The organism is Metabacillus rhizolycopersici, assembly GCF_020075705.1.
Map to the genome: position 1 here is coordinate 1 of NZ_JAIQUM010000086.1, position 17,607 is coordinate 17,607.

Sequence of the window (17,607 nt, forward strand, 5' to 3'; positions counted from 1 at the left end):
TTTAATCATATAAATCGCTTTGTATTCACTCAGCTCCTGCTTTTTCTTTTCAAGCAGAAGCTGTCGCATTTGAAACATCGTAGAAGAACAGAGGAGAATGCCAATGAGTTGTCCATATAAATGGCACACATGAAAAAGGATCTTCGGCTGGAAGATCCTCTTAGTTGTTTCTAAAATTAACCCACCTGTTTATTAATAATCTTTGGACTCTCTCCTGAAATTCGAAACGTTGCTTTGCATTCCCTTTAATGATGATATCGACTCCACTATCGATATTCTTTGAAACATTCTTACCATTTAATACATTCATAGCAGCTTCGACACTTAAATATCCCATATCATAAGGATTTTGTGCAACTGTTCCAGGCAGCTTTTCCTCTTCTATCAATTCAATCATTTCATTAATACCATCCGTTCCAATGACTGGCATTTTATAACCCAGGTCTTCAATAGTGTGAAAAGCAGTTAATGCTAGTCCGTCATTCGTGGCGATTATTCCTTTAAGGTTAGGGTGTTCGTCTAAAATCGTTTTTAAATCTTCTTTTACTTGCAAAGGCTCTGAGGAAACATCAACTCCTTCTGCAACAATTTCAATTCCTACAGACTGTAAACTTATTTTAGCACCTTTTATCCGGTCAGAAGCTACCGGACTATATGTATCTACTCCTAGTATGGCAACTTCATTTCCAGGCTGCAGTTGCGAACCTAGTAACGCTCCCGCTCTTCTTCCTAACTCAACATTATTAGTACCAACATAAGAGGTTTTATCCTCCCAAGAAACATCAGTATCAAGTAAAATAACAGGAATATCCTGTTCGGCAAAGTCTTCTAACGCAGGATTAATATAATCCGTATAAATAGGAGCTATAATTAAGCTATCAGGACTTTCCATAAGAACTCGTTTTAAAAAACGACCTTGCTCCTCAACAGATGCTCCATCAGAAGGTGCAATAACTTTACCATTTATACCAAAATCCTGAAATCCTTTTCTCGCCCCGGCTTCCATAAGCTCCCAATACTCTGAATTTAGACCTTTTAAAACAACAGTTACATTTGGTTTTTCAGCTGATAATGTTTTAGATATATATACTATTAAGAACAAAGACAATATGAATATAATTAGTAGAAATAAAGATAACTTATTTTTAAACATTAGATACCCCATTATTTCGTAATTCTATACTACTCATTCTATAACATGACAGATCCATTTTTAAATTTCTCTAACAAGCAGATACTACTCCTTTTAAATCTTCTCTCTTTAAACAATTATAGGAATATCTTTTTTATATGTAAATCTTATTTTTTCAGTGGTTAACAAAATACTTTATTGTATATCATATACAAAACTAGTTAACATAAAGCCAATTTTTCCGGAAGTGACACAAAAAGCCAAACCTAGTCATAGCATTGGTTTGACTTTTGGTCGTTTTTTGTGGTTTATGCAGTATTTTATACAATCTAGTATTTTCAAAGGTTTTAATCATGATAGAAGGTTCCCAGATCATATTAATTTTGCATAAAATCTTGTATAAAAATGAGAGTTCTATTTTTAGAACATGGAAGGATATACTCTACTGAGAATAAACTATTTTAAGATTTTTTAAGGAGCATAACTGTTTCATATAGGGGTATGGAAACGATTCGAGGAACGAGGGGCCACACCGAAAATATTAACCATAAACGAGTATTTTGCTCAATACTTATTGTTTTTTAGACTTATCAAAAGAGTATACCCTATTGAGAAGGTAGCGTTTTATTGATTTTCAAGGCTTTAAAGCTTCTCAAATACATATATCAAAATTGATTAAATGGTATTTACCTCCATAGTGATCCCTCATTCTTCGAATCGTTTCCGTACCCCTAGATTAGGAGTTTTAAATTTACCTAAAACACTATCAACACCTTAAGCTAGTAATAAAGATCCCTATTCTTTTGCTATCGTAAGTACCTTATTACACGTTACACACATTATTAAAGTAGGACCGTCTGGTTGTTTTACCTTTATAAGCTGCTGGTGATTACATTTTTTGATCATTCATTTCCTCCTTATAGAACGAATCTTTGCAACGAGGGGAATAGTTAATACTTCCCCCCTTAAACATAGGTCTTTATTAATTACTTAGATGTTATAACAATTTGTATAGTTATACCCAATACGATGATCACAGGTTTTTAACTTCATTATAATTTTCTCGCTTAGTTTTTGTCCTCATACCCATTTGGGTGTGATTGATACCAATTCCAAGCGGTTTCAATAATTGTTTCTAAGTTATTGTACTTCGGTTTCCAGCCTAAAACGGTTTGCGCTTTCTCTGAAGATGCAATTAAGACAGCTGGATCACCTGCACGCCTCGAGCTTACGACTTCCGGGATGGATTGGCCTGTTACATGTCGAGCTGTTTCAATTACTTCTTTTACTGAAAATCCTTTTCCGTTTCCAAGGTTGAATACATCGGTGCTTTCATTTTCCCGTAAATGTTCTAATGCCAACCAGTGTGCATTAGCAAGATCCATGACGTGAATGTAATCACGGATGCAAGTACCGTCTTCAGTTGGATAATCCTCACCAAAAATACCGATCGATTCCCTCTGTCCTAGTGCTACTTGGAGAATGATGGGAATAAGATGGCTTTCCGGTTCATGGTCTTCTCCAATCTCTCCATCAGGAAGCGCACCTGCAGCATTAAAATAGCGCAGCGAAATTGACTTTAAGCCATACGCTCCATCACACCATCGGAACATTTTTTCCATTGCCAGTTTTGTTTCCCCATAGGGGCTAGTTGGACACGTTTCATCCACTTCTTGAATTGGAATTTGTTTAGGTTCCCCATAAGTTGCCGCTGTCGAGGAAAATACGATTTTATTTACACCATGTTCGATCATGGCAGAAACGAGCGAATAAGACGCAATTAAATTATTTTCATAGTAATCTAGCGGCTTACTGACACTTTCCCCTACGAGCGAGCTTGCAGCAAAATGAATAACTGCTTCAATATCATGTTTAGAAAAAACATCATGAAGAAAGCTGCGGTCACGCAAATCTCCTTGATAAAATGTCTCAGCTTTGATAGATTTTTCATGCCCAGTTTGTAAATTATCAATAACGATAACTTCTTCCCCTTGGTTTAAAAGTTCAACAACCGTATGGCTGCCGATATATCCGGCACCACCTGTTACTAAAATCGCCATTTCTTCTCCTCCTTATATCATTTCCTTTGCACCATCACCAATTTCACAAATATAGAAGGTCGGTACAAGTCCTGTTTTCTCTGTATATTTTTCAGCTACTTTTGCCTTAAAGGTATCGACAGCGTCTTCTTTTACAAAGCTGACGTTACAACCGCCGAACCCCGCACCTGTCATACGAGTACCGATACAGCCATCTATTTTTGATGCCTCTTCAAACAATGTATCAAGCTCCACGCCTGTTACTTCATAAAAATCACGGAGCGACTCATGTGATTTTTTCATTAATCTACCAAACTGATTGATATCATTTTCCTCAAGCGCCTTCATTGCCTCTATTACACGTTCATTCTCAGTAATGACATGTTCAATACGACGGGAAATAACATCATCTTTTATGACATGACGAACTTTTTCCCATCCCTCCAAGCTCACATCTCCCAATGATTTCACATGCGGCATCTCTGCATGGATTAATTCAAGGCCTTGTTCACACTCACTACGGCGCTCATTATATTTTGAATCAGCAAGGCCGCGTCGTTTATTCGTATTTGTGATCACAATCTTATATCCGTCAATTTTAACAGGAACATAATGGTACTCAAGTGTATCGCATTTTAAAGCCATCGCTTGGCCCTTTTTCCCCATTCCGACAGCAAATTGGTCCATGATTCCACAGTTTACGCCGACAAAACAGTTTTCAGCACGCTGTGCCAATTTTACTAATTCGATCATCGGAATATCAATGCCAGCTAATTTACTTAAGGCAAGTCCAGTGACAAGCTCAATCGATGCTGACGAGGATAAGCCAGCTCCATTTGGAATGTTGCCATAAAAAAGAAAATCAGCACCATTATAGTGATTGAATTTTTCAGGACCTGCAAGCTCAAGAAGTAATTCCTTTAAAACCCCTTTTGGGTAATTCGCCCAATCATCCTCTTCTTTATATATGAGTTCAGAAACGCTGCTTTCTACTTTTTTTTCAAAATTAGTTGATTGAAAACGGTATATCCCATCTTCACGCGGACAAACTGCTGCCCACGTTCCAAAAGTTAACGCAGCTGGAAATACGTATCCTCCGTTATAATCAGTATGCTCCCCTATGAGGTTAACACGACCTGGGGCAAAGAAAATTCGCACCCCCTCTTCGTATCCATACTCCTCAGCAAATCTCTTCCTTAATTCAACTGCATTCATATATAAAACCTTCTTTCTATCAATACTATTAAAGTGTTTTTAAAAAAGTTGAAAAGGCACGCTTCCCTTCATCTGTTTGTTTAAATACACCAGCGTGCTCAAGCACCATCTGGAATTTATCACCAACCTCATCTTCTAATATCCGCATGACATTTTCCTTCGTGATGGATTCATATTTTTGGAGTATTTCTTTGTACCAATCCCAGTGCTTCAAGAGAGCTTCTTTCCACTCACTTTGTTCAATTGGCGCAGTCAAATACTTAGCTAATTGATTTAATTCGTTTGCTAAGCGTCCAGGTAAAACAGCAAGGCCCATTACTTCAATTAACCCGATATTTTCTTTTTTTATATGATGAAGCTCTTGGTGTGGATGGAAAATCCCATCTGGGTGTTCCTCCGATGTCCGGTTATTTCTTAATACGATATCCATTTCGTATAATTCCCCGCGCCTTCTCGCAATCGGCGTTACTGTGTTGTGAGGCGTTTCGCCTGTGTAAGAAAATAGATCAACGGATGGGTCACTGTATTGTTGCCATTTTCCCCATATATGCTCTGTTACATTGGCGACTTCCTCTTTGCTACCACAGACCCGCACAACTGACATCGGCCATTTGACGATTCCAATTGTTAAAGATGGATAGTCTTGGAGTTGGAATGTTTCTTCTATTTCGGCTTTCTCTACAGCAAACGTATAACCCCCACCCTGAAAATGATCGTGTGCTAAAATTGATCCACCAACAATCGGCAAGTCAGCATTGGAACCGACAAAATAATGTGGAAACTTCTCTGTAAAATCCAAAAGGCGCTCGAACGTAGCCCGCGAAATCTTCATTGGTATATGCTGTTTTCTTAACACAATGCAATGCTCGTTATAATAAACATAAGGAGAATATTGCAAATACCAATCTTCGTTATTTATTTCAATCGGAATAATTCGGTGCGTTGCTCGCGCAGGATGGCGAAGTGTTCCATAATAGCCTTCATTTTCAATACACAATAAACAGGTTGGATAAGTTGATGCCGGTGCATCCTTTAATAAAGCAATTTCTTTCGGATCCTTCTCCGGTTTTGAAAGGTTAATGGTTATATCGATTTCCCCGTATGGAGTGGCAGTCTTCCACTGCTTATTTTTTGCAATTCGACCCTCACGGATATAATTCGATGAAATCGACATCTCATAATACTTTTTCGTCGCCTTTTCAGGATTATATTGATAGTTATCGTAAAATTCTCGAATCACTTCAGACGGGCGCGCTATCAGACAATTCATGATTTCTGTATCAAAAATGTCTCGTTCCGTCGTCGTATTCGTTTCCATTTTCCCTTGCTCAAAAGACCAATCAAGTATCTTATCCAAAATGTCAACAACTAACGGAAGAGGGTTCTCCGCGGCGCAATCTTCCCATTCATTTAAACCTAAAAATGATAGGATCCTGTTGCGTACATATATTTCATCCTCTTTTTCGAACAAGCCTTTTTTTGAACCATATTCAAGCAAATTTTGAATTTCTTTAAAAATACTCATGTTCAGCACCTCATCTTTCACACCCGATTATTTCTTAAGTTGGTTGTTGTTTAAAAAATCAAAATTTTCAAAAATCTAAAAATTTTTACATATTATTTAAGAGTTTTCTTTTCATTTTTTCAGATTAAGCGCTTTTTTGTGTATGGCTATTTAAATCTCTTTTATTCATGTTTAATGATTTTTTACTTGATAAAGTGAAAATCGAGATAATTGTAAAGGTAAGCGCAATCATCCCTAATAAAAGATAAGCACTTTTAAAACCTACTGTGTCATACATATTGCCTACAATTGCAGATAAGAAGATTGAACCTACTTGTTTAGAGAATTGAAAACCTATTAAATAAATGGTTGCTGACAATCTCAAATCAAAATTAGCAGATATATATTTAAACACTGCTACTAATAAAATAGGAACCTCTAATGCGTGTAATAACTTTAATATACTAATTATAATAGGTCCGTCTGCAAGCCCCGATCCAATGATTCTGATCGACATAATGAAACCTGCGTATAGAAGTGCATTTTTTGCCCCGATTTTATTAATAATGAATGGTGCCAGCAACATAATAACCGCTTCCATAAAAATTTGCAGGGTGTAAAGGTTTCCAAAAACCTCTGTACCTTTTTCAGGACTTTCAAAAAATTGGGTAAAAAATACAGCAAACTGTTGGTCATATACATCATAAATACAACCTACACCTAGTACATACAACATTAAAAACCAAAACTTTTTATTTTTAAAGATTGATAGTGTTTGTGCAGTTGTTAACGGTTCCGCATTTTTCTCTTCACTTAAGATAGAGTGCTTGGTATCTGTTTTACTAAAGAAGAGCAATACCGCTAAAAGAACAGCTACAATTGAACTAATCCAGAAAATCAAGGTAGGGTTTGAAGTGAATAGTTGGCCTGTAACAAATGTACTTGTTGCAGCACCTATGCATCCAAACATTCTTACCTGACCATATTCAAAAGAGTTTACACGACTGACTTTTTCGATATAGGCTTCAATTGCACCAACCCCGCCATTAAATACAGCACCTAAGTAAGCACCACCTATTAAAGATCCAATGATAATATTAGTTTGCAATAATGGTGCGAAGATATAGTTATAAAAAGGAGCAATAAAAATTAATAGAATGACAAATACCCAAAGCAAGTTCGTTTTTAAGCCTAGCTTATCTGAAACAATTCCAAAAAATGGCTGGTAGCAAATCGCCGCAATAGACATTGCAGAAAAGACAATACCGGTTTTCGTTGAACTTAAGCCAACTACATCTGTCAGCCAAAGGGATAAAAATGGCAAACAAGCTGCCCAAATAAAGAAGTACAAGAAAAAGAACGTACCAAAGATCCAAAAATTCTTACTAAGCTTTCCCATCTCATAAACACCTCATTAAAATAAAAATAAACTTACCTTGCCAGTTGTCTTCGTTAAGTTAACTTTACTAAACTTATACTAATAATATAACAATGTAATCGCTTTTAATCAATCTTTTTTTGAGGGAATCACCTAATTTTTTAGATTATTATAGGTTTTTTCGTTTATTTTAAGTAAATTTTACTAAAAAACCTATTATGTTTATCCCGAGTACTTTCCATTACGTTACCGAATATTTTTTACAAGGCGACTGCCAGCTAATATAAAGGAAAACAAGTAAATCAGATTAGTTAGATAGGAGCGTTTTCGGTTTGAAGAAAGATCACCCACCCAAACTAATAAGTAAGAATGAACTCATATAGAAAGACAATGCCAGTTATACAGCATTGCCTCTTTTCATTTTTATTAGTAAACACGTTTACCATCGATTACCTAACTCATCAAAATATCATCAATTTTATCTAATTCTTCATCTGTAAATTCCAGATTATTTAATGCAGCAACATTTTGTTCAATTTGACTTACCTTGCTAGCACCGATTAACGCAGATGTTACACGTCCCCCTCTTAGTACCCAAGCAAGCGCCATTTGTGCAAGGCTTTGTTCGCGTTCTTGTGCAAGGAGATTAAGCTTTTGCACTTTTGTAATAACATCCTCTGTAACTTCATCCTTACCTAAAAATCCTGTTGAACTTGCAGCTCTTGAATCAGCAGGAACACCATGTAAATATTTATTGGTTAATAATCCTTGCGCTAATGGACAAAAAGCAATGGAACCCACACCATTTTCCTCCAGTACATCTTGCAAGCCATTTTCAATCAATCGCTCTAACATCGAGTATTTTGGTTGATGGATTAATAACGGTGTGCCTAAATAGTTAAGTATTTTTATAGCCTGAGCCGTTTGTTCAGGACTGTAGCTAGAAATGCCAACATACAAGGCCTTTCCTTGGCGTACAATTTGATCTAGGGCGCCCATCGTTTCTTCAAGTGGTGTGTTTGGATCAGGACGATGCGAGTAAAAAATATCGACATAATCTAGTCCCATCCGCTTCAGGCTTTGATCAAGGCTTGAAATAAGGTATTTTTTTGAGCCCCATTCTCCATATGGACCCGGCCACATATAGTATCCCGCCTTCGTTGAAATCACTAATTCATCACGGTAAGGAGCAAAATCCGTTTTTAAAATAGAACCGAACATTTCCTCAGCCGATCCTGCAGGCGGTCCATAATTATTTGCCAAATCAAAGTGTGTAATCCCCAAATCAAATGCTCTACGAAGCATCGCGCGACCATTTTCATATGGGGCGACCCCGCCGAAGCTATGCCATAATCCAAGAGAAATGGCCGGCAATAATAGACCTGAATTTCCGGTGCGATTGTATTTCATTGATTCATAACGTTTTTCATCAGCTTGATAAACCAAATAAAATCCCCTTTCAATAAATGAATAAACAGAAAGCTATGTAAGTCCATGCCTTTCTGCATTCTTATTGTGATCTATTTCCAGATATCTGCTAACTTCCAAGAGTCAAGGTTCAACAATTGAACCTCCCCTTCTTCTGCGAATAATTCAACATAAACACTTGAGGGGTTTGGATAGATTCGTGACGTTATAACCGTTTCTCCGCCATTTACAAATAATTCTAATGAGGAACGATCAATAAAAAGATGAAGTTTGATTGATTCATGATCTTGTCCATGAATTTCACTTCGTCTAATCCCGCCTTCACCTTTTCCAGATTGATTGCGGTCAACAGTTACTTTCCCTGAATGGGTATCATAATAAATCATTGTTTTCTCAGTACAATCTTCAGAACAGCGAATATTGATCCCGAACTTTTGAGCCGTGCATCCCTTTAATGAGTACTCTGTGACAATCTCCAGACATTCACCCTTAATATGGTCTAGTCGAATGTTCTCCGAAATCACAGTTGCTGATAATGTTAGGTGTTCTCCTCTTAGTATTTTCAATTCCTCAACTGGCATCATTACAAGATGATTGTTTTCATTTAGTTTTAACTCGCGCGGGATTGTCATAGCTCCGGCCCAGCCGTGCTCTTGTTCTGGCATAACAGATTCCCACATGCTCATCCAGCCGATGACAATCCTTCTTCCTTTATCATCAAGGAACGTTTGACCTGCATAAAAATCAAAGCCTTTATCTAGTTCTACAAAATCACCATGGTTGAATTCTTTTGTTTCATAATTGAATCCACCCACATAATAGCCATTTTGATAAAGACTTTGGTAGAGATCTCCTTCAAGCTCCATTCCTTGAGGTGAAAACAAGAGGATATGTTTTCCATTTAGCTCAAAGAAATCAGGGCACTCGAACATATATCCCATCTTTCCTGTACTTTTGGCGATCACCCCTTGATATTCCCAATCAATAAGGTCCTTCGACTCATACAACACAACGTTACCTAAATTGTTCACTTGATTGCCTAACACCATATACCATTTGTCATTACGCTTCCAGACCTTTGGATCGCGGAAGTGTGGCGAACCATCCTTAGGAGGTTCCGATATTATAGGATTGCTCGGATGTTTTTTGAAATGGACGCCGTCACTGCTTTCTGCTAGACATTGGTATTCAACAAATTCATCTTTTTCAACATCCAGATTCACATGACCCGTGTAAATAAGCGTTAATTTTCCATTGTTATCCACGGCACTTCCTGAAAAACAGCCACTTCGGTCATAATCCTCTCCAGGTGCCAAAGCAATTGGCATATGCTCCCAAAAAACTAAATCCTTGCTTTTTACATGTCCCCAGTGAATCGGACCTCCCTTTGGACTATATGGATGATGCTGGTAAAAAACATGGTATTCGCCAGCCCATTGAATTAATCCGTTCGGGTCATTAATCCAATGGGCTGGAGCCATAATATGATACCCTAAACGGTAAGGGGTGTTTTGTACCTTTTCACTCGCCTTCTGTACTGCTTTTTGCGCTTGTTCAAGGCGTGTTTGATGATTTGTCATACGATTCTCCTTTCAAGATGTTTCAAAGACAAAAGAAAACGATGCAATTTTTGTGAATCACATCGTTTCTTTTTTATCCTAAACAAGTTTCTAGACTTCCTTTAAATGCCAGACATAGCTTTGGAAATCTCCCCGAATCTCTGCTGGGATGCTTAAGCCTACATAGCTAAGTTCATCTCCACCATACACTTGATCCGTTTCTACTATCTGATACGTTTTGTTTGTGTCTATGCCTTTCATTTTCAAGAACTTTAATGGTGCGGCAGGCTCAGCTAAAACCGTAAAATAGAACACATACGCTTCAGTTTTTTCTTTATTTGCAAATAACCATGCTGTTTCATTTCCTTCAAAAGGACTTTGCAGACGATAAAAATCACCAAATTGAATTAATTTTCTAATACTTTTATATCTCTCAACCTGTTTTTTTACTGCTTCCTTTTCTTCGTCTAGTAGTTTCGTTAAATCTAGTTCATATCCTAAATTTCCCGACATCGCTACATCACCGCGCATTTCCATAGAAGTGATGCGGTTGACCTGGTGGTTTGGAACAGCTGAAACATGTGAACCCATTGAAATGATTGGGTAAACAAGGCTTGTTCCATATTGAATCTTCAGACGGGATACAGCATCCGTATTATCGCTTGTCCATGTCTGCGGCATATAATACAGCATACCTGGATCAAATCTTCCACCCCCACCTGAACAGCTTTCAAATAAAATGTCTGGGAATGTGGAAGTGAGGTTTTCCAGCACTTTATATAAGCCAAGCATATAACGGTGTGCCGTTTCTCTTTGTCTATCAGATGGCAAAGCCGCTGAGCCGATCTCTGTCATATGACGATTCATATCCCATTTAACATAGGATATTGGAACGCTTGATAAAATATCACTTACCCTTTTGGTTATCTCTTCACATACATCTTCTCTTGAAAAATCGAGGATCAGTTGATTTCGGCTTTCGGAACGATCTCGCCCTGGAACATGAAGACACCAGTCTGGTTGTTCGCGATATAGGTCACTGTCAACCGAAATCATTTCCGGCTCAAACCAGAGCCCAAATCGCATCCCCATTTCGTTAATTTGCTGCGCGAGTGTACCTAAACCTTCCGGAAGCTTTTTTTGATCAACGAACCAATCACCTAATGAAGAGGTGTCATCGTTTCTTTTTCCGAACCAGCCGTCATCTAGGACAAACAACTCAATTCCTAGTTCACGGCCAGCGTTGGCAATATCAATGATCTTTTCAGCTTTGAAATCAAAATAAGTCGCTTCCCAGTTATTCACCAAGATTGGACGCTCTTTATCCCTATATGTTCCTCTTAAGAGACGGGTCCGGTATAACTCGTGGAAGGTTCTTGACATCTCACCAAGACCTTCAGAAGAATAGACCATTACTGCTTCTGGTGTTTGGAAATCTTCACCAGGCTCTAGTTTCCAACTAAAATCAAACGGATTGATTCCCATTGTGACTCGGGTGTTGTTGAATTGATCAACTTCTGCCTGCGCGAGGAAGTTTCCGCTATACACAAAGTTAAAAGCATACACTTCGCCGGTTTCTTCAGTTGTCCCCTTCCTTAATAAGCCGATGAATGGATTATGCTGATGAGAGCTGCCACCACGTGTACTTTCAATGGACTGGACTCCATGACGGAGCGGTTGTCTTTCGATATACCTTTCCTTTACATGCGCTCCATGCAGGTGAAGGAAATCGAAGTCAGAGTCTCTGAAATCAACAGATACACTATGGGCCGATAACAGTTTTAACGGTTCTGTCCCTTCATTTATTAAACGTGCGGACCTTGTAACGACATTGAATTGCTCGTACACGGTATAACATAAAGCAACCGTTAATCCTGACAAGGAATCCTTCATGATGATTTTAAGTGTTTCTGCCTCATCATTATCTTCAACATATGTCGACGGGAGACCCTCAAGCGTGCATTTCCCTTTAAAAATAGAGTGAGAATCGTATCGCAAATCAGATATCGTTGAGCCGTTTTCCAGCTGGATTTGGTAGGCTGGTTTTCGAAAATCAGTATTCCCGTATTGCGGGTACTCCTGCGGCAAGGTATCAAGCGAGAAGGTCCGATCCTCTTTATGCTGATACGGATTTCCGGAAAAACCGCGATCAAGCAACTGGACGTCATTAGAATGACGATATTCGTTAATTTTTCTTCCCCAATAGAGATGGAGCAAGTAGCCGTCACGAACAATCTGCATGACATAACTTGTATCCTTTGCCTTTAAATGAAATGTCTTATTTTCAGCACAATAATGAATTCCCATTTTAACAAACAACTCCCAAAGCTAAGATTTTTATTTGATGGCCCCTTTTACCACTCCTCCAATAATCCATCTTTGCGCAAACAGATAGACGATGACCATTGGGGCAAGTGCTAATAAGTAGGAAGCAAATGCAAGATTATAATCAGCTCCAAACTCAGTCTGGAACACATATTGCACGAGTGGAAGCGTTGCATCAGCAGAATCATTAAGAATGATTAACGGAAGCAAAAAGTCATTCCACGCCCATAGGCAAGTAAGAATTCCAATCGTTGCATTAATTGGAGTGAGCAAAGGGAAAATAACTTTCCAAAATACTCCCCATGTACTGCAGCCATCTACAATCGCTGCTTCTTCAAGTTCCTTTGGTATCGAACGAATGTAACCGACGTAGATAAAAATATTCATCGCCATTCCATAAACAACATACAGCAAGATCAACCCAACAGGATTATTCAAACCCAGTGCCGAGGTTTGTTTGACAACTGGAAGCATGATGATTGGAAAAGGAATAAACAACGCGCTCACAAAGTAAAAATATACCCCTTTAAAAAATTTGCGATGCATATTTCTCGCAATGGCATAAGCTACTAACGAGTTTGATAGAATAGTAAAAATCAAGGTAAAAATTGTAATAATAGCACTGTTTTTTAGAGCGCTAAAGAAATTTGTTGCTTCAATAGCTCTCGTAAAGTTTTCCCAGTGAAAACCAAACGGGAGCGAAAGAGCCGATTGTGCAAGCTCCTGCGGAGTTTTTAGCGCAATAGAAATGGCCATATACAAAGGGATAACGATCAGTAAAGATCCTAAGCTAATTAATATTGTTACAGGCCAGTTTGTCCCCTGTCTCATTACATATCCATCTCCCTTTTTTGCAAAAACTTAAGCTGAATAACAGAAATCACCATGATGACGATAAAATAGATCACAGCGTTGGCAGACTGGTAAGCAAACTCCCCTCCGCTAAAACCACCATTATAAATAAGAAGAGCGATTGACGTTGTAGAATAACCTGGCCCACCGGCTGTCATAGCAACAATCTGATCAAACACCATCAAGGAATTTTTCATCGATAATACCATGTTAATTGTGAAGAACGGCGCAATCACCGGGAATGTAATCTTCCAAAACTGCTGCCAAGCATTTGCACCATCAAGACTTGATGCTTCGTATAACTCTGTCGACACTGTCTGCAGCCCTGATAAGTAAAGAATGACATTAAATGCACATGCCTGCCAGACAAAGACTAGCAATATTCCAATCCAAGCAAGATCGGCATTACCAAGGATATTCCCCGCAAGAAATTCAATCTTGTATTTCTCCCCTAGATCCGGAAGAATATTTGTAAAAAAGAAGTTAAATATAAATCCAACAATTAAGACACTTAATACATTTGGCAAAAAGTAAACAGCCCTGAAGAAATTCCTACCTTTGATTTTTGCATTTAGTCCGATCGCTACAGCTAAACTAATGATATTAACAAGGATAGAGGCTGCAACTGCGAATTTAAACGTAAAGATATAGGAGTCTTTGACAACTGTGTCCTTGAATAGATTTAAATAGTTTTTAAGTCCGACAAACTCATAATCCAAGCTAATTCCGTTCCAGTTTGTGAAAGAATAATAAATTCCTTGCAGTGCAGGAAATGTATGAAAGGCAGCAAATAGTAAGACCGCAGGCAAAACCATTATATAAAAAGCAATTGTTCTCGAACTTATTTTCTTTTTCTTTTTCTTTCTTTCAACAGATTCAACAGCAGAAAAACTGGTGTTATTTATAGAAATATTGTCTTTTTCCATGTATTTCACTCCCTTATTAAAGACAGAGGCTGTTTTTTAAATAGTTTGCCCTTTTATAGTGGGCCTAACCATCCTGGTTTGAAAACAGCCTCCTTCAACAAGTTATTTTCTTTCTTGCACTTTTTCCCAATCCTTTTGTAATTTATCAAGGAATGCATTCACATCTTTTTCCCCAACTAATGTTTGCAATGCTTTTTCAGGCATTACCCCTGTAGGAATATAGTGGTCAGGAAAGTCAGTTAGAGCTCCTTTTTCAAAACTTGCTTGAAGCTCAGCTACTGTTGGGTCATCCTGAGTGATTCCCTCTAATGCTGAAAATGAATTTTGTTCTTGAATATACTGTTTTGCATTTTCCTCTTCTAGTAAGAATTCAACAAATTTATTTGTTTCTTCCGGATGTTTCGAAGATGCAGATACACCAAGTATCAAATCAACACCAGAAATAACGTTAATTTCATCCGGGTTGTTCGTTGCTGGGAATGGGAAGACACCTAACTCGATATCCGGATTCGCTTTCTTTATTTCTGGGACCGCCCAAATCCCTTGCAGATACATGGCAGATTCTCCATTGGAAAAAGCTGTATTTCCGTCATTGTAGCCGACACCCTGTTGGTTTTTATGGCCGAACTCAGTTAATAGAACGAATTTTTCAGTCGCTTCTTTGTATCGTTCTTTAGCAAGTATATTTCCTTGATTTAGTTCACTGTAGAAATCGTCTCCTTGTGTGTTAGCAGCAAGCGCATTGAAGACCGGAAGGGTTGTCCAAGCATCTTTATAGGTATGAAAGAACGGAATTTTGCCAGCGGCCTTCACTTTTTCGGCAACCGCGATAAATTCATCCCAGGTCTTTGGCACTTCAAGTCCAAGTTCTGTAAAGATGGCTTTATTGTAAATGACCCCGACTGCATTAGCTGCAAAAGGAATAGCATAAACTTCTTTAAGCCCTGATACATCTTTTAGCATTTGTACATAGGCTGGCTGGATTTTTTCAAGATTCTTATCCTCGGACACATCTGTTAAGACTCCTGCATTAGCTATATCGCTATACGTCATGTCACCGCCGACCCCGATAATATCCGGGATATCATTTTTCGATATTCTAGTTCTTAATACAGTTGAAGGTTCAGGAGGGCTTGCCTGTTCAACATCAATAGTTGGATTTTCCTTTTCAAACTTTGCGATTAACTTATCAATTGTTTCCATTCCTTCGCGTTTATGATGAAAAAATTCAATCTTTACCTTTCCTTCACCTGAACTTTCCTCTCCAGCACCACAACCTGAAAGTAGAGAAATAGATAAAGCGCCGACTGCTAGTAATGAAATGGTTTTCTTCATAATTGTTGTTCCCCCCGTTATTTTTTACTAATATCTGTTTACTATGATGTTACCGATTTCAATTTTTTTGTACTTGTGACTGCTCCACCTCCTAATATGTTTAAATTTCAATCTTTTTTCCGACTTACACTCTCTCTAAATACAAGCTCAGTAGGTAGTACGACTTTCAAAGGCAGATCTCTGCCTTTCAATCGATCAGACAAAAGTTTCACAGCTGTTTTTCCCATTTCAAATGAATGGATTTTGACAGTTGAAAGTGCTGGGTTAAGGTATGCTGCTGCGTCAATATTGTCAAAACTGAATATAGATACTTCCTCTGGAACCTTTACGCCCGCTTCATGCAAGGCTCTAAATGCTCCTAATGCCATAGGATCACTCGCGACGACCACAGCACTTGGTAACTGACCTTTATTGATCAATTCTTTCATTAGCATGTATCCGCCATTTGGGCCCCATTCACCGATTAGAACATTTTCATGTTTATAAAGACCTTTTTCCTTCATTACGTTTTCAAAAATCGATTTTCGCACATCTTCTTTTTCATAGATTCCCCCCTTGTCTATTCCTTTTACAAATATCCTACCGCCTAAATAGGAAATATTTTGGTGGCCTAATTCAAACAGGTGTTCTAGGATTTGATATGTTGCAGTTTCTAAATCTGAAATAACAACATCAAATTCATTCCCAGGCGGTGCATAGTCTACAAATACGATATTGTTATTTTCATAGTAATTATCCTTTAATTCCTTAGAATCAACCGTGCCAATGACAATCAGGCCATCTAAGGAACGCAAGGCCCCTCCAGAGAGGTCCCTATTGCCTACAGTTAAGACAGAAGCAATATTCATTCCATATTGTTCACAAGTTCTCTCTACTCCCATTCGCAAGGACATGAAATAAGGATCATTCACTTCATCTTCCTCAGTATTTGTGAGAAGCAGACCAATATGATGAGTTTCTGGCCATCTATCAAATTTCTCGCTCTTTTTCCTTGTTGGTTTGTAATTTAAATCATTCACAATCTCCATCACTCTTTTTCGAGTATCATTAGAAACAGATAGTGACGGATCATTACTTAGTATCCTTGATACCGTTGCCGTAGAAACATCGGCTAATTCAGCTATATCTTTTATTGTTGCCATAAAATCACTTACCTTTTTATATTTTTTATTTTTAAGTAAAGTTTACTAAAGTACCTGTTAGTAATATAACAATATAAACGCTTTCATTCAAGTGTTTATTTTAAAATTCTATATATTTCCCTTGTTTTTTTATATATTTAGTAAATTTTACTTCGTTTTCAAAGTAAAGATACCTTACTTTCTTTGACATGACGAATAAAATAATGTTAGGTAATATTTACTCGTCATACATTTTAATATATTTATTTTGTTTTATTTTTAAAATTTAAAATGCACTTCAAAACCATTAAAGTAAAAACATAAGACTTCAATAGAACATGGTAACAAAGACATTCAAACTCATAATGGACATTGTAAATTTTATATACTGTATCCATAAGAAGGGATTAAAGATAAATTACCGTTTTGTTGGTGTAATTGTTATGATCATTTAGATAGTTAGATAAACCCTTCTCCATAGGATCAACCTTTTTTTACTTAAAGCGGGATTACCTGTTCTCATTTTTTACATAATAGTCAGTATTAGAATCCGGGCATTAATATTTAAAATAATTTCTAGATGACTTTTCTTTCTTTCTCCTGTTGCATTTTTATCTTCCCCCCCTCTTCGGCCGTTTCATGAAATTTCTCATTTGAAGCAATTAGTGGAATGTCAACACTAAACTGGACAAAACTTATAAGGGCTGTTGTTTAAATTCAACAGGCGTTAAATAGTCTAATGTTCCGTGAATTCGAATGTTATTGAACCAATGTACATAATCATTAAGTTCAA

13 protein-coding genes are annotated in these 17,607 nt (G+C 37.6%); all 13 read right to left on the reverse strand.

What is annotated here, in order from left to right:
* Window positions 1-160: 160 nt before the first annotated feature.
* Window positions 161-1,153: a substrate-binding domain-containing protein gene (locus K9V48_RS23550; RefSeq protein ID WP_224141549.1), complete on the reverse strand. Its 993-nt coding sequence runs from the start codon at window positions 1,151-1,153 to the stop codon at window positions 161-163.
* Between the two features lie 1,046 nt (window positions 1,154-2,199).
* Entirely contained in the window at window positions 2,200-3,192 is a 993-nt protein-coding gene (galE, locus tag K9V48_RS23555) for a UDP-glucose 4-epimerase GalE (RefSeq protein ID WP_224141550.1), read from the reverse strand.
* 12 nt (window positions 3,193-3,204) lie between these two features.
* Window positions 3,205-4,386, reverse strand: coding sequence for a galactokinase (locus K9V48_RS23560; RefSeq protein ID WP_224141551.1), 1,182 nt, complete (start codon window positions 4,384-4,386; stop codon window positions 3,205-3,207).
* Window positions 4,387-4,414: 28 nt separating this feature from the next.
* Window positions 4,415-5,911 carry a UDP-glucose--hexose-1-phosphate uridylyltransferase gene (gene galT, locus K9V48_RS23565; protein ID WP_224141552.1) on the reverse strand — a complete coding sequence of 499 codons (1,497 nt, stop codon included), beginning with the start codon at window positions 5,909-5,911 and terminating at the stop codon, window positions 4,415-4,417.
* Window positions 5,912-6,035: 124 nt separating this feature from the next.
* Complete coding sequence (locus K9V48_RS23570) at window positions 6,036-7,289, reverse strand: MFS transporter (protein ID WP_224141553.1); 1,254 nt, start codon at window positions 7,287-7,289, stop codon at window positions 6,036-6,038.
* 432 nt (window positions 7,290-7,721) lie between these two features.
* Complete coding sequence (gene mgrA, locus K9V48_RS23575) at window positions 7,722-8,714, reverse strand: L-glyceraldehyde 3-phosphate reductase (RefSeq protein ID WP_224141554.1); 993 nt, start codon at window positions 8,712-8,714, stop codon at window positions 7,722-7,724.
* A gap of 74 nt (window positions 8,715-8,788) precedes the next feature.
* Window positions 8,789-10,276, reverse strand: coding sequence for a glycoside hydrolase family 32 protein (locus K9V48_RS23580; protein WP_224141555.1), 1,488 nt, complete (start codon window positions 10,274-10,276; stop codon window positions 8,789-8,791).
* Window positions 10,277-10,366: 90 nt separating this feature from the next.
* Window positions 10,367-12,562, reverse strand: coding sequence for an alpha-galactosidase (locus K9V48_RS23585; protein ID WP_224141556.1), 2,196 nt, complete (start codon window positions 12,560-12,562; stop codon window positions 10,367-10,369).
* 30 nt (window positions 12,563-12,592) lie between these two features.
* Window positions 12,593-13,411: a carbohydrate ABC transporter permease gene (locus K9V48_RS23590; protein WP_224141557.1), complete on the reverse strand. Its 819-nt coding sequence runs from the start codon at window positions 13,409-13,411 to the stop codon at window positions 12,593-12,595.
* Window positions 13,411-14,247, reverse strand: coding sequence for a carbohydrate ABC transporter permease (locus K9V48_RS23595; protein WP_224141560.1), 837 nt, complete (start codon window positions 14,245-14,247; stop codon window positions 13,411-13,413). The genes K9V48_RS23590 and K9V48_RS23595 overlap by 1 nt, the downstream gene beginning before the upstream one ends.
* A gap of 213 nt (window positions 14,248-14,460) precedes the next feature.
* Complete coding sequence (locus K9V48_RS23600; RefSeq protein ID WP_224141558.1) at window positions 14,461-15,693, reverse strand: ABC transporter substrate-binding protein; 1,233 nt, start codon at window positions 15,691-15,693, stop codon at window positions 14,461-14,463.
* 107 nt (window positions 15,694-15,800) lie between these two features.
* Complete coding sequence (locus K9V48_RS23605; RefSeq protein WP_224141559.1) at window positions 15,801-16,835, reverse strand: LacI family DNA-binding transcriptional regulator; 1,035 nt, start codon at window positions 16,833-16,835, stop codon at window positions 15,801-15,803.
* A gap of 674 nt (window positions 16,836-17,509) precedes the next feature.
* The coding region (locus K9V48_RS23610) for an IS3 family transposase (protein ID WP_224141561.1) at window positions 17,510-17,607 on the reverse strand (98 nt) is incomplete at its 5' end.

What these genes read in the sequence shown, in the direction of transcription:
- K9V48_RS23580 (WP_224141555.1), bottom strand. Translation starts at nt 10,276, where the DNA reads ATGACAAATCATCAAACACGCCTTGAACAAGCGCAAAAAGCAGTACAG.
- galE (WP_224141550.1), bottom strand. Translation starts at nt 3,192, where the DNA reads ATGGCGATTTTAGTAACAGGTGGTGCCGGATATATCGGCAGCCATACG.
- K9V48_RS23570 (WP_224141553.1), bottom strand. Translation starts at nt 7,289, where the DNA reads ATGGGAAAGCTTAGTAAGAATTTTTGGATCTTTGGTACGTTCTTTTTC.
- K9V48_RS23595 (WP_224141560.1), bottom strand. Translation starts at nt 14,247, where the DNA reads ATGGTTTTGCCTGCGGTCTTACTATTTGCTGCCTTTCATACATTTCCT.
- K9V48_RS23600 (WP_224141558.1), bottom strand. Translation starts at nt 15,693, where the DNA reads ATGAAGAAAACCATTTCATTACTAGCAGTCGGCGCTTTATCTATTTCT.
- K9V48_RS23585 (WP_224141556.1), bottom strand. Translation starts at nt 12,562, where the DNA reads ATGGGAATTCATTATTGTGCTGAAAATAAGACATTTCATTTAAAGGCA.
- galT (WP_224141552.1), bottom strand. Translation starts at nt 5,911, where the DNA reads ATGAGTATTTTTAAAGAAATTCAAAATTTGCTTGAATATGGTTCAAAA.
- K9V48_RS23605 (WP_224141559.1), bottom strand. Translation starts at nt 16,835, where the DNA reads ATGGCAACAATAAAAGATATAGCTGAATTAGCCGATGTTTCTACGGCA.
- K9V48_RS23560 (WP_224141551.1), bottom strand. Translation starts at nt 4,386, where the DNA reads ATGAATGCAGTTGAATTAAGGAAGAGATTTGCTGAGGAGTATGGATAC.
- K9V48_RS23590 (WP_224141557.1), bottom strand. Translation starts at nt 13,411, where the DNA reads ATGAGACAGGGGACAAACTGGCCTGTAACAATATTAATTAGCTTAGGA.
- K9V48_RS23550 (WP_224141549.1), bottom strand. Translation starts at nt 1,153, where the DNA reads ATGTTTAAAAATAAGTTATCTTTATTTCTACTAATTATATTCATATTG.